This window comes from Streptomyces sp. NPDC006655, assembly GCF_040703965.1.
Taxonomy (GTDB): Bacteria; Actinomycetota; Actinomycetes; order Streptomycetales; family Streptomycetaceae; genus Streptomyces.
On sequence record NZ_JBEYJU010000047.1, the window covers coordinates 58640 to 70819 of the forward strand.

A 12180-nucleotide genomic window follows, 5' to 3' on the forward strand; every position below is an offset into this window, starting at 1 on the left:
AGGCCCGGGGCAAGGTGCCGATCGACTTCGGGAAGGCGGACGCCGACGGGCGGCGGATCTCGAGGATTGGGGGCGGGCCACGCGGAAACTCCGCTGTTGTCCGCTCTGTGTCTTTCACCCTCTCGCTCACGTGACCCGCCTTCCGGTCACCTCACCGCATGTGGGGAGTCCTCATGAAGACAGACACCCGTGCCGCCTCCCGCCTACGAAACGATCCGCTCGTCCGGGGCCTCGGCTGGGCCAGTGCGCTCCTGGGTGTGCCGCAGGTCCTCGCCCCGGCGGGCTTCGCCCGGGCCCTGGGCGTCGGCGACGCCTCCGGGCACCGCTCGGCGACGACCGCCGTCGGCGTGCGCGAGCTGGCGGCGGCGACCGGGCTGCTGGGCCGGCCGCATCCCGCCTGGCTCTGGGGCCGCGTCGGCGGCGATCTCATGGACCTGACGATGCTGACCCGGGCCCTGAAGAACCACAACGGCCGCGGCCTCGGCCGCACCGCTGCCGCGACCGCCGCGGTCACCGCCCTCATGGCCACGGACGTCTACGCGGCTGTCACCCGAACCCGTAGGAGCACCCCCATGGAACTGACCGCGGCCACCACCGTCATCCAGCCCCCGGACGAGGTCTACGCCCTCTGGAAGGACCTGGAGCACTTGCCGGACTTCATGGCGCACCTGGATGAGGTGCGCGTCACCGGCGCGGGCACCAGTCACTGGCGGGCGAGCGCGCCGTTCGGCAAGGAGGTCGAATGGGACGCCGAGACCACGCAGGACGTCCCCGGCCGGCTGATCGCCTGGCGGTCGGTGGACGGCGCCGACATCGACAACGCCGGCGAGGTCCGCTTCGTGCCCGCCCCCGGTGGCCGGGGCACGGAGATCCGGGTGACCCTGCGCTACGAGCTGCCCGGCGGGGCGCTGGGCAAGGCCGCAGCGCGCTACTTCGGCGAGGAACCGCACCAGCAGCTGGACGACGACCTGCGCCGCTTCAAGCAGATCGCGGAGACCGGCGAGGTCGTCCGCTCCGAGGGCGCACCCGGCGGCAAGCGGGCCCGTGGCGAGTTCCCGCAGCACCCGGCCCGACCGCTGACCGAGGACGAACTGAAGGAGGCCCTGGCATGAAGGCGAACTGCTGGACGGGACGCAACTCGGTCGAGGTGCAGGACGTCCCCGATCCCTCGATCCTGAACAGTCGCGACGCCATCGTGAAGATCACCTCGACGGCGATCTGCGGCTCCGACCTCCACCTGCTCGACGGCTACGTCCCCACCATGGAAAAGGGCGACATCATGGGCCACGAGTTCATGGGCGAGGTCGTCGAGGTGGGCCCCGGCATCGCGTCGGCGACCGCGTCGTGGTGCCCTTCCCCATCGCCTGCGGCGCCTGCGCGTCGTGCCGCGCGGAGCTGTACTCGTGCTGCGAGAACACCAACCCCAACGCCGGGATCTCGGAGAAGATGTTCGGCCACCCCACCGCCGGCATCTACGGATACTCCCACCTCACCGGCGGCTTCGCCGGCGGCCAGGCCGAGTACGCCCGCGTGGTGCTCGCCGACGCCAACGCCCTCAAGATCGAGTCGGACCTCACCGACGAGCAGGTGCTCTTCCTGTCCGACATCCTGCCGACCGGGTACATGGGCGCCGAGATGTGCGACATCCAGGACGGTGACGTCGTCGCCGTCTGGGGCGCCGGTCCGGTCGGCCAGTTCGCCATGGACAGCGCCCGGGTGCTGGGCGCCGAGAAGGTCATCGCGATCGACAAGGAGCCCTACCGGCTCGGCATGGCCGCCGACCAGGGCTGCACCACCATCAACTTCGAGGACACCGACGTACGGTCCGCCCTGCTCGAACTCACCGGCGGCCGTGGCCCCGACAAGTGCATCGACGCGGTCGGCCTGGAAGCCACCCACGGGGCCTCCCACGTCCACCTCTACGACCGGGCCAAGCAGGCGGTCCGCTCCGAGACCGACCGGCCGCACGCCCTGCGCCAGGCCATCCTGTCCTGTCGCAGCGGTGGTGTGGTGTCGGTCATCGGCGTCTACGGCGGGCTGATCGACAAGTTCCCGGCGGGTGCCTGGATGAACAGGTCCCTGACCCTGCGCACCGGCCAGTGCCACGTGCACAAGTACATGAAGCCGCTGCTGGGCCTGATCGAGCAGGGCAGGATCGACCCCGGATCATCACCCACCGGCTGCCCCTGACCGAGGCACCGACCGGCTACGACCTGTTCAAGAACAAGAAGGACCACTGCGAGAAGGTCGTTCTCAAGCCGTGAGGGACCGGCGCCGATGAACTGAGTGCCCTGAACCGAGAGATCCGGGGCCCTTCGCGTGGTGCGGGCCCGGGTCAGTCGGTGGGTTGCGGACCCCAGTGGTCGGGGCCCGGACCCCGCCAGTCGATCCACGGTGCCTCCGCGACCTCCGCCGGATCGATCTCCAGTCCGGCGCGGCGGAGGAACTCCGCGACGTCGGTCGTGTTGTGGGCCAGGCCGAGGATCTCGCCGTCCACGCGGACGCGCCGGCCGCCGGTGGGGGACGGCGGGTGGATGATCACGCGAATCGGTCCGGACATGTCTTCAGGATCGTCCGGGACGACCGGTCCCGCATTCCAGTGCGTCACGGGCGGACCCGCTCGCTCGTGTCCCCGTACGACCGGGCCCGGTCACGCAGTTCCCGCCAGGCCGCGGGGGCCGGGCGGTGCTGCTGCCAGTAGGGGTGGAAGAAGACCTGGACCGACAGCCGGTGCAGGCGTCGGCGCAGTTCGGTGCGGCCGGGGCGCGCGGCCAGCCGCCGGTAGACGGCGCTCCACTCCTGCTGTGCCCGGGCGAGGTCGTCGGGGAACGTTCGCATGACCGGATTCAATCATGTGTTCGATTTCTCGGGCCAGCGGCCGTCAGCAGGGGTCCGCCGAGTCGGTCCGGTTCATTTTCTCCAGGTAGTCGTGGGCCAGTGCGGTCGCTCGCGTGAACCAGTCGGTGAGGGTGGCCAGTTCGTCCGCGGTGTAGTCGGCGAACAGCTCGGCGAGGCGCGCGTAGTGGCCGGCGTACACGCCTGTCACGCGGGTGACGGCGTCGGGGAGCGCGGCGACGCGGACCCTGCGGCGGTCCTGGGGGTCGGGGCGCCGGGTGACGTACCCCGCGCGCTCCAGGCGGTTGAGGATGCCGGTCACCGCGCCCGTCGTCACATGGGCGCGGGCGGCCAGCTCGCCCGCCGTCAGCAGGTCGTCGCCCGCCTCCAGGACGAACCCGAAGCATGTCAGGTCCGTGACGCTCAGTCCGAGTCGCCGGGCCAGTTCCTGCCGGCCGATCAGGTGGGCCGCGATGAGGTGGTCCATCGCGGACAGGGCGCGGGCCGGGTCGGCGGGCGGTCGAGGTGTGCCTTGCATGGTCGTTCCCGGTTCCTCGTCGAAGACTTCCTTAATCCCTTAGCGTGTGAGAGATTCAGGAAGTGAATTCCTTACGCTGTGAGGGATTCTAGTCGGCCCTGGGGAGGGAGTCGGTCACATGAGTCAGCACGACGAAGGTCATACGGTCGCGGGGTGGACCGGGACGGCGATCGCGACGGTCGGCAGCGCGCTGCTGGGGCTGGCGGTGTGTGCGGCCTCGGTCCCCGCCCTGGTCGCCGGGCTCGCGGTGTGCGCCGTGAGTGTCCTGGTCACCTGGTGTCTGCACCTGGCCGGCTGGGGCAAGCCGCCGGGACCGCGGCCCAGGGCGCAGTGGGCCCTCGGGGTGCGTGACGCGGGCGCCCGCGACGGCCACCCCGGATGCGTGTCCTGCCGGCTGGCGGGCCGGGGACGTCGTACGGCGTCCGAGCTCCGGCCGACGAACGGGGCGGGCGGCGCGGACGGGGCGCGCGGCGTCAAGGGTGCCGTGCTCGCGGGGGAGCCGGAGGCGGCCGTCGCGGAGGCCGGCGGCTGACCGCGGAGCCCTGCCCTCGGCGCTCCTGATGTCAGTGCCGCCCTCTACCCTCGCGAGTGATGGCACAGCTGTGGAGATGCTCGGGACTGCGGTGGTCGGACGACGGGCCCGTGCTGGTGTGGAGCGGCGGGCGGCGCAGTCCGCTCGTCCGGGGGAGGCGGGTCGCCTTCCAGGCCGTCGAGGGGGGTGCCCGGGAGTGCGTGGGGGCGCGCGGGAACCCCTGTCCGGTCCGGGCGGCCGTGCCGGCGCGGAGCACCGGGGCGCGGTGCGAGGAGTGCGCGCGGCTGGACCGGGCGCACTCCGTCGCCGCCGACACGGTCGCCGATGACGCCCGGCCGTACCACGTGTATCTCGCGTGGTTCGGGCCCGGGATGGCCAAGGTCGGGATCACCGCCGTCGAGCGGGGTCCTGCGCGGTTGCTGGAGCAGGGTGCCGTCTGCTTCAGCTGGCTGGGAGCCGGGCCGCTGATGGCCGCACGGCGGGCCGAGGAACTGCTCCGCGCAGCGCTCAGGGTGCCCGACCGGATCCCGTACCGCGACAAGCGCGTCGTACGGTCCGTGCTGCCCGACAGCGAGGGGGAGCGGGCCGCCGAGATCGAGCTGTTGCACGCGCGTGCCCTCGCGCTGGGCGGGTGGCCGGAGGCGCTCGTCCCGGAGCCGTGCCAAGTCGTCGACCATGTAAGGGCGTTCGGTCTTTCCGGGGCCCCTGCGGCCGTCGGTGAGGTGACCGGGCTCGCTCCCGGCGCCGGGGTGAGCGGCGAACTCGTCGCGGCCGCCGGGCCGGACCTGCATCTCGCCACCCGGAGCGGGGTGATCGTCCTCGACACGCGCTTGCTGCCCGGCTGGCGACTGACCGCCGTCACGGAGCCGGCCGGCGGCCTGTCTCCCCTGCCGGTACGGCAGTTCACGGCGCCCCAGGAGGGGCTCTTCTGACAGCCGGGGAAGTCCGGCCCGGTACGCTCTCATCGGGGGTTCATCCGCGCTTCATGCCAGGCCCGCGGCGCACCGGGGACCCACACGATCCGCACAGCGGTGCGCGATCGTGGCGAGGAGTCCGGGCGCACGTGAGGGGGTTCCCAGGCGTTCCCTGAGAGGCACCTGTGTGGTTCTCAGGGAAAACACAGATTGCTGAAAGCGTGTTCTCAGAGGGCCCCGACAAGGTGTCCACCATGACCACGACCTCGCCCCAGGGGCGTACCGAACTGCTGAGGCCGGACGGGAGCCCCGTCCGCGTGCTTGTGGTGGACGACGAGTTGTCGATCACCGAACTCCTTTCCATGGCCCTGCGGTACGAGGGCTGGCAGATCAGGAGCGCGGGCGACGGCCAGGGTGCCATCCAGACCGCCCGGGAGTTCCGTCCCGACGCCGTCGTCCTCGACATGATGCTGCCCGACATGGACGGCCTCACGGTGCTGGGTCGGCTGCGGCGCGAACTCCCCGACGTACCCGTCCTGTTCCTCACGGCCAAGGACGCGGTCGAGGACCGGATCGCCGGTCTCACCGCAGGCGGCGACGACTACGTCACCAAGCCCTTCAGCCTCGAAGAGGTGGTGGCCCGGCTGCGCGGGCTGATCCGCCGCTCCGGTGCCGCCGACCGGCGCTCCGACTCCGTGCTCGTCGTCGGTGACCTCACCCTCGACGAGGACAGCCACGAGGTCTCGCGGGCCGGGGAGGGCATCCACCTCACCGCCACCGAGTTCGAGCTGCTGCGCTTCCTGATGCGCAACCCCCGGCGGGTGCTCAGCAAGGCGCAGATCCTGGACCGGGTGTGGTCGTACGACTTCGGCGGCCAGGCCAACGTGGTCGAGCTGTACATCTCGTACCTGCGCCGGAAGATAGACGCGGGCCGCGAGCCGATGATCCACACCCGGCGGGGTGCCGGCTATCTGATCAAGCCCGCGGCCTCATGAGCGGGCGACGACGGCCGCGTACGCAGAAGCGACGAGCGGGAAAGCCGCGCACCCTGCGGACCCGGCTCGTCGTCGCGTCCGTGCTGCTGATCGCGGTGATCTGCGCGGTGATCGGTTCGGTGACGACCCTTGCGTTGAGGTCTCATCTGTACACCGAGCTGGACAAGCAGCTGGGTGAGGTCGGGAAGCGCGCGTCCGGTGCGCTCGGGCCAGTGGCCCCCGGCAGGGACGGGAACGGCGCGCCCGGCCGGCAGAGCAACGGGCAGAAGGACCAGCAGAAGAACCACGCGGGCGACAACACGACCAACCTCACGGACTTCGTGGCCCGGGGGCCGCAGCCCACGTCCGCCACGATCGCCGCCACGGTCGTGAACGGCTCCGCCACGTCGGGGAAGGTGGGGCGCAAGTCGACCTCCACCTTCGAGATGAGCGCGGTGTCACTCACCAGCGCGCAACTGGCTGCCCTCGACTCCGTCGCCCAGGACGACAACAAGCACACGGCGGACATCCCGGGGCTGGGCTCCTACCGCGTTTCGTACGTCCACGGCCCCAACGGCAGCTACTACGTCGGCATCCCCACCAAGGACACCGACAACACCGTCAACACTCTGATCATCGTGGAGATCAGCGTCACCGCCGCCGGTCTCGGTGCCGCCGTCCTCGCCGGTTACGCGCTCGTCGGCGTAGCCACCCGCCCCCTCCGCAAGGTCGCCGCCACCGCCACCCGGGTCTCCGAACTCCCCCTGCACACCGGCGAGGTGAACCTCAGTGAGCGGGTTCCGGAGTCGGAGTGCGACCCGCACACCGAGGTCGGCCAGGTCGGCTCCGCGCTCAACCGCATGCTCGACCACGTCCACGGGGCGCTGCACGCACGCCAGCAGAGCGAGATGCGGGTACGGCAGTTCGTCGCCGACGCCAGTCACGAGCTGCGCACCCCGCTCGCCTCCATCCGCGGCTACGCCGAGCTGACCCGGCGCGGACGGGAGCAGGTCGGGCCGGACACCCGGCACGCGCTGGGCCGCATCGAGTCCGAGGCCGGCCGGATGACCCTCCTGGTGGAGGACCTGCTGCTGCTGGCCAGGCTGGACGCCGGCCGCCCGCTCCAGTTCGAGCACACCGACCTCATTCCGCTGGTCGTCGACACCATCAGCGACTCGCGCGCGGCCGGCATGGACCACAACTGGCGACTCGACCTGCCCGACGAGCCGGCCCTGGTGTCGGCGGACGCGGCCCGCATCCAGCAGGTGCTGGTCAACCTGCTCGGCAACGCGCGCAAGCACACTCCGCCCGGGACCACCGTCACCGCCCGCATCGAGCGGCGCGGCCCCTGGATGTGCGTGGACGTCGAGGACAACGGACAGGGCATTCCGCCGGGCCTGCTGCCGCACGTCTTCGAACGGTTCGCGCGCGGCGACTCCGCGCGTTCGCGGGCCACCGGGTCCACCGGGCTGGGCCTGGCCATCGTGCAGGCCGTCGCGTCCGCGCACGGCGGCGCGGTCACCGTCGACAGCGTTCCCGGCCGCACGGTCTTCACCCTGTATCTGCCCGCGCTCGCCCCGGCGGCTCCCCGGCCGGACCCCGAAACCAACTGGCAATCGCACTCACAGGCGCAGCACAGTGCCACCACATGGGTGGAACAGGGCGCCTGACCAGAGTCGTTCCCATGCGAACCGACTCTTCTCCCGGCACCCTGCCGGCGCGGGAGCACCTCCCGGCCGGAAACGCCGGTACGCCTGTCCTGGACGTAGTGATCCCCGTCTACAACGAGGAGAAGGACCTCGGGCCCTGCGTCGCCAGACTGCACGATCACCTCAGGCGCACCTTCCCGTACGCCTTCCGCATCACCATCGCGGACAACGCGTCCACGGACACCACCCCACAGGTGGCGCGGCGGCTTGAGGCGGACCTGGCCGAGGTCACGTCGTTCCGGCTGGACCAGAAGGGCCGCGGCCGGGCGCTGCGGACCGTCTGGTCAGCCTCGGACGCGCCGATCCTCGCCTACATGGACGTGGACCTGTCGACCGACCTGAACGCGCTGCTGCCGCTGGTGGCACCGCTCATCTCCGGCCACTCCGACCTGGCGATCGGATCCCGGCTGGCCCGCTCGTCGCGCGTGGTGCGCGGTGCCAAGCGGGAGTTCATCAGCCGTACCTACAACCTGATCCTGCGCGGCTCCCTACAGGCCCGTTTCTCCGACGCGCAGTGCGGCTTCAAGGCGATCCGGCGCGATGTCGCGCAGATACTGCTGCCGCTCGTCGAGGACACCGGCTGGTTCTTCGACACCGAGATGCTGGTGCTGGCCGAGCGCGCGGGGCTGCGCATCCACGAGGTGCCGGTCGACTGGGTCGACGACCCGAACTCGACCGTGCACATCGTGAAGACCGCCACCGACGACCTCAGGGGCGTGTGGCGGGTCGGCAAGGCCCTGACCACGGGCGCGCTGCCGCTGGACCGGCTCACCCGGCCGTTCGGCGACGACCCGCGCGACCGCGACGTCCAGGACGTGCCCAAGGGCCTGGCCCGCCAGCTCGTCGGGTTCTGCGTGGTCGGCGGCCTGTCGACCCTCTTCTACCTGGTCCTCTACAGCGCCTTCCGGTCCTTCTCCGGCTCGCAGGTCGCCAACGCGCTCGCGCTGCTGGTGTCGGCGGTCGCGAACACGGCGGCCAACCGGCGCCTCACCTTCGGGGTGCGCGGCCGCGGCGGGGCGGTCCGGCACCAGGCGCAGGGCCTGGTCGTCTTCGGTATCGGCCTCGCGCTGACCAGTGGCTCCCTCGCCGCCCTGAACGCGGCGAGCAGCGACCCCTCGCACTCCACCGAACTGGCGGTCCTGATCGCCGCCAACCTGGCGGCGACCGTGCTGCGCTTCCTGCTCTTCCGCGCCTGGGTCTTCCCGGACCGCGACGGCTCCGCCCGGCCGGAGCCGACGCCGGTCGCCCCGCACACCGTGACGTACCCGACCGGCGGACACCAGCCGTACCAGTCGCATCACCAGCCGCAGGGCCCGCTGCCGCAGCGCCCGACGCACCAGCCCCACGCCCAGAGCGGCACCACGACCACCCGATTCCGCGCCGGTGAAGCCGCGGACGGCACCTGGAGGGACAGCACCATGCAGCTGCAACCGGTGCGTTCCCACGACACCGAGCCGGGGGACCCCCGATGACCACCCACACCCACCAGCCCACCCAGTGGGGGCCGCCCCCCACGTCTCCCCCGCCGCCGCACCACGTTCCCGGGGCTCCGGCCCCGGCCCAGGTCCAGACGCCGGAGTCGGGAGAGCCCCGGCAGCCCTTCGTCCGGGGACCGTGGCGCGGCCGTCCCGAGGACCCCAGCTGGGTGCGCCCCGCCTTCCTCGGCCTGCTGGCCGCCACCCTCCTGCTGTACCTGTACGACCTGAGCGCCTCCGGCTACGCCAACTCCTTCTACTCGGCGGCCGTGCAGGCGGGCAGCAAGTCCTGGAAGGCGTTCTTCTTCGGTTCCCTGGACGCCGGGAACGCGATCACCGTGGACAAGCCCCCGGCCTCCCTGTGGCCGATGGAGCTGTCGGTCCGGATGTTCGGTCTCAACTCCTGGGCGATCCTCGTCCCCGAGGTCCTCATGGGCGTCGCGACGGTCGCCGTCGTGTACGCGGCGGTGCGCCGCCGGTTCAGCCCCGCCGCCGGTCTGATCGCGGGCGCGGTGCTCGCGCTCACTCCGGTCGCGGCGCTGATGTTCCGGTTCGACAACCCGGACGCGATGCTGGCGCTGCTGATGGCGGTCGCCTGCTACACGGTGGTCCGCGCGGTCGAGGACGGCCGGACGAAGTGGCTGGTGTGGGCCGGGGTCGCGATCGGGTTCGCGTTCCTCGCCAAGACCTTGCAGGCGTTCCTGATCCTGCCGCCGCTGGCGGTCGTGTACGCGGTCTGCGGCCCGCACCGGCTGCGCAAGCGGCTCGGTCAGCTGGCGGTCGCCACCGGCGCGCTCGTCGTCTCCGGCGGCTGGTGGGTCACGATCGTCGAGCTGTGGCCGGCCTCCTCCCGTCCGTACATCGGCGGCTCGCAGAACAACAGCTTCCTCGAACTGACCTTCGGCTACAACGGCTTCGGCCGCCTCAGCGGCGACGAGACCGGCAGCGTCGGCGGCGGTGGCGGCGGCAGCACCGGCCAGTGGGGTGCGACCGGCTGGGACCGGATGTTCAACTCCGAGATCGGCGGCCAGATCTCCTGGCTGCTGCCCAGCGCCCTGATCCTCCTGGTCGCCGGGCTGCTGGCCACCCGCAGGCTGAGGCGGACCTCGGCCACCCGCGCCTCGTTCCTGGTCTGGGGCGGCTCGCTGCTGATGACCATGGTCGTCTTCAGCTACATGGCGGGCATCTTCCACCAGTACTACACGGTCGCCCTGGCCCCCTACCTGGCCGCCGTGGTCGGCATGGGCGCCGACCAGCTGTGGAAGCAGCGCGCCGAGCCGTGGGCGTCGATCACTCTCGCCGGTTCCGTGGTCGCGGCCGCGGTCTGGGGCTACGTCCTGCTCAACCGCACCTCCGACTACCTGCCCTGGCTGAAGTACCTGGTCCTGGTCGGCGGCCTGGCCGCCGCTCTCGGCCTGGTCTTCGCAGGCCGCATCGGTCGCCGGCTGGCCCTCGGGGCGGCGGTGGTGGGTCTGGTGGCCGCGCTGGCGGGCCCGACCGCCTACACCCTGAGCACCCTTCGGACGGGCCACACGGGCTCCATCGTGACGGCGGGTCCGGCGGGCGCGAGCACGATGGGCGGCGGCCCCGGTGGCGGCGGGATGCGCGGCGGCGGCATGGGCGGTGGCACGGGCGGCGGCGGCTTCGGCCAGAACCAGCAGGGTCAGCAGGGCCGGCAGGGCTTCCCCGGCGGCACTGGCAACAGCACCGGCGGCATGCCCGGCCAGAACGGCACCGGCGGCACCGGCGGTACCGGCGGTACCGGCGGTACCCAGAACCAGCAGGGCAACGGCACCACGCAGAACGGGAACGGCTTCCCCGGCGGCGGTCGGATGGGCGACGGCGGCGGCATGGGCGGCGGCGGTGGCGTCGGCGGCCTGCTGAACGGCGCGACCGTCAGCTCCCAGGCCAAGAAGCTGCTGGAACAGGACGCGTCCCAGTACACCTGGGCGGCGGCGGCCATCGGCGCCCAGAACGCGGCGAGCTACCAGCTCTCCACCGGTGACGCGGTGATGGCGATCGGCGGCTTCAACGGCACCGACCCGTCCCCGACGCTGGCCCAGTTCAAGAAGTACGTGGCGGACGGGAAGATCCACTACTTCATCTCGTCCGGCACGGGCGGCGGCACGGGCGGCAGCAGCACCGGCACCTCCGCGCAGATCACCTCGTGGGTCGAGAAGAACTTCAAGAAGGTGACGGTGGGTTCGTCGGCCTTCTACGACCTCACGCAGAAGGCGAGCGGCAGCTGACGGCCGCCTGATCGACCGGGCGACACGAGGGCGGTGGCTTCGGCCACCGCCCTTCGGGGGTAGGTGTCGGTTCGCGGGTGCGCCGCAGCTCTAGCATCTGGGGAAGTGATCGTCTTGGCGGAAGAGGGCGCGATGGCGCGGGCCAGTGTGTGGCTGGCGGAGAAGGCCCGCAAGGGCGGGCGGAGCGGGCAGCCCTCCGGGCTCGACCGGGACCGCATCACCTCCGCCACCGTCCGCCTCCTCGATGCCGACGGCCTCGACAGGTTCTCCATGCGGCGGCTGGCGGCCGAGCTCAACGTGACCGCCATGTCCGTGTACTGGTACGTCGACACCAAGGACGACCTGCTCGAACTCGCCCTGGACGCGGCCTTCGGCGAGCTGCCCCTGCCCGATGCCGCGGTCGGCGACTGGCGCGATCAACTGCGCGCCCTGGCCTCGGAGTACCGCGCGCTCCTGGTCCGCCACCCCTGGCTCTCCCCGCTGGCCGGCCGCTACCTCAACATCGGCCCCCACGCGCTCGCGTTCTCCCGCGTGGTCCAGCGGGTCGTCCGCCGCGCGGGCCTGCCCGCACACGGCGTGACGGGGGCGATCTCGGCCGTCTTCCAGTTCGTCTACGGCTACGGCACGATCGAGAGCCACTTCGCCGCGCGGGTGGCGGCGGCCGGCATGACGGCCGACGAGTACGTCGACTCCGCGATGGACGCCGTGACGGAGGTCCCGGACACGGCGAGGATCATCGAGGAGTCGCGGGACCTCATGGCGGCAAGGGGCGGCGACACGGTCGCCGAGATGCGGGACGGGGACTTCGCCTTCGCCCTGGACCTCCTGATCGCAGGAATCGAGGCCATGGTGGCCAAGGGCGGCTAGGGCCCTTCTGATGGATCTCCGCGGCGTCGCGACGCCCGGCACGCACGCTCGACGCACGGGGTGGCGGGCCAGGTGGCTCCGCCACAT

Annotated in this window: 11 protein-coding genes and 1 pseudogene; 9 read left to right on the forward strand and 3 right to left on the reverse strand. The window is 71.8% G+C overall.

What is annotated here, in order from left to right:
- Positions 1-173: 173 nt before the first annotated feature.
- Positions 174-1112: an SRPBCC family protein gene (locus AB0958_RS25860; RefSeq protein ID WP_366892841.1), complete on the forward strand. Its 939-nt coding sequence runs from the start codon at positions 174-176 to the stop codon at positions 1110-1112.
- Positions 1109-2264 (forward strand): annotated as a pseudogene (locus AB0958_RS25865) (zinc-dependent alcohol dehydrogenase). Before AB0958_RS25860 ends, AB0958_RS25865 begins: the two are co-directional and overlap by 4 nt.
- Before the next feature lie 71 nt (positions 2265-2335).
- On the opposite strand, the gene AB0958_RS25870 reads toward AB0958_RS25865, so the two are convergent.
- From AB0958_RS25870 to AB0958_RS25880, 3 genes are read right to left on the reverse strand one after another with little or no spacing between them, the layout of a single operon-like run.
- Complete coding sequence (locus AB0958_RS25870) at positions 2336-2560, reverse strand: hypothetical protein (protein ID WP_366892842.1); 225 nt, start codon at positions 2558-2560, stop codon at positions 2336-2338.
- Between the two features lie 44 nt (positions 2561-2604).
- A complete protein-coding gene (locus tag AB0958_RS25875) occupies positions 2605-2838 on the reverse strand; it encodes a hypothetical protein (protein WP_366892843.1) in 234 nt (77 codons plus the stop codon).
- Positions 2839-2881: 43 nt separating this feature from the next.
- Positions 2882-3373 carry a MarR family transcriptional regulator gene (locus AB0958_RS25880; protein WP_366892844.1) on the reverse strand — a complete coding sequence of 164 codons (492 nt, stop codon included), beginning with the start codon at positions 3371-3373 and terminating at the stop codon, positions 2882-2884.
- 118 nt (positions 3374-3491) lie between these two features.
- Between AB0958_RS25880 and AB0958_RS25885 the strand changes: the two genes are divergently transcribed.
- The 7 genes from AB0958_RS25885 (at position 3492) to AB0958_RS25915 (ending at position 12093) form a co-directional block, all read left to right on the forward strand.
- Entirely contained in the window at positions 3492-3905 is a 414-nt protein-coding gene (locus tag AB0958_RS25885) for an HGxxPAAW family protein (protein WP_366892845.1), read from the forward strand.
- Positions 3906-3964: 59 nt separating this feature from the next.
- Positions 3965-4837 (forward strand): DUF2797 domain-containing protein, encoded by an 873-nt coding sequence (locus AB0958_RS25890; protein ID WP_366892846.1) that lies wholly within the window; start codon positions 3965-3967, stop codon positions 4835-4837.
- Between the two features lie 236 nt (positions 4838-5073).
- Complete coding sequence (locus AB0958_RS25895; protein WP_046727718.1) at positions 5074-5814, forward strand: response regulator transcription factor; 741 nt, start codon at positions 5074-5076, stop codon at positions 5812-5814.
- Positions 5811-7463 carry a HAMP domain-containing sensor histidine kinase gene (locus AB0958_RS25900; protein WP_366892847.1) on the forward strand — a complete coding sequence of 551 codons (1653 nt, stop codon included), beginning with the start codon at positions 5811-5813 and terminating at the stop codon, positions 7461-7463. The genes AB0958_RS25895 and AB0958_RS25900 overlap by 4 nt, the downstream gene beginning before the upstream one ends.
- Before the next feature lie 14 nt (positions 7464-7477).
- Positions 7478-8974, forward strand: a complete 1497-nt coding sequence (locus AB0958_RS25905) for a bifunctional glycosyltransferase family 2/GtrA family protein (protein ID WP_366892848.1) — start codon at positions 7478-7480, stop codon at positions 8972-8974.
- The gene (locus AB0958_RS25910) at positions 8971-11226 is read left to right on the forward strand and encodes a glycosyltransferase family 39 protein (RefSeq protein ID WP_366892849.1); all 2256 of its coding nucleotides are present in this window, start codon (positions 8971-8973) and stop codon (positions 11224-11226) included. The genes AB0958_RS25905 and AB0958_RS25910 overlap by 4 nt, the downstream gene beginning before the upstream one ends.
- Positions 11227-11358: 132 nt before the next feature.
- Positions 11359-12093: a TetR/AcrR family transcriptional regulator gene (locus AB0958_RS25915; RefSeq protein WP_366892853.1), complete on the forward strand. Its 735-nt coding sequence runs from the start codon at positions 11359-11361 to the stop codon at positions 12091-12093.
- The last annotated feature ends 87 nt before the right edge of the window (positions 12094-12180 follow it).

Coding starts and splice junctions, on each gene's coding strand:
- AB0958_RS25860 (WP_366892841.1), top strand. CDS start 174: ATGAAGACAGACACCCGTGCCGCCTCCCGCCTACGAAACGATCCGCTC.
- AB0958_RS25870 (WP_366892842.1), bottom strand. CDS start 2,560: ATGTCCGGACCGATTCGCGTGATCATCCACCCGCCGTCCCCCACCGGC.
- AB0958_RS25875 (WP_366892843.1), bottom strand. CDS start 2,838: ATGCGAACGTTCCCCGACGACCTCGCCCGGGCACAGCAGGAGTGGAGC.
- AB0958_RS25880 (WP_366892844.1), bottom strand. CDS start 3,373: ATGCAAGGCACACCTCGACCGCCCGCCGACCCGGCCCGCGCCCTGTCC.
- AB0958_RS25885 (WP_366892845.1), top strand. CDS start 3,492: ATGAGTCAGCACGACGAAGGTCATACGGTCGCGGGGTGGACCGGGACG.
- AB0958_RS25890 (WP_366892846.1), top strand. CDS start 3,965: ATGGCACAGCTGTGGAGATGCTCGGGACTGCGGTGGTCGGACGACGGG.
- AB0958_RS25895 (WP_046727718.1), top strand. CDS start 5,074: ATGACCACGACCTCGCCCCAGGGGCGTACCGAACTGCTGAGGCCGGAC.
- AB0958_RS25900 (WP_366892847.1), top strand. CDS start 5,811: ATGAGCGGGCGACGACGGCCGCGTACGCAGAAGCGACGAGCGGGAAAG.
- AB0958_RS25905 (WP_366892848.1), top strand. CDS start 7,478: ATGCGAACCGACTCTTCTCCCGGCACCCTGCCGGCGCGGGAGCACCTC.
- AB0958_RS25910 (WP_366892849.1), top strand. CDS start 8,971: ATGACCACCCACACCCACCAGCCCACCCAGTGGGGGCCGCCCCCCACG.
- AB0958_RS25915 (WP_366892853.1), top strand. CDS start 11,359: ATGGCGCGGGCCAGTGTGTGGCTGGCGGAGAAGGCCCGCAAGGGCGGG.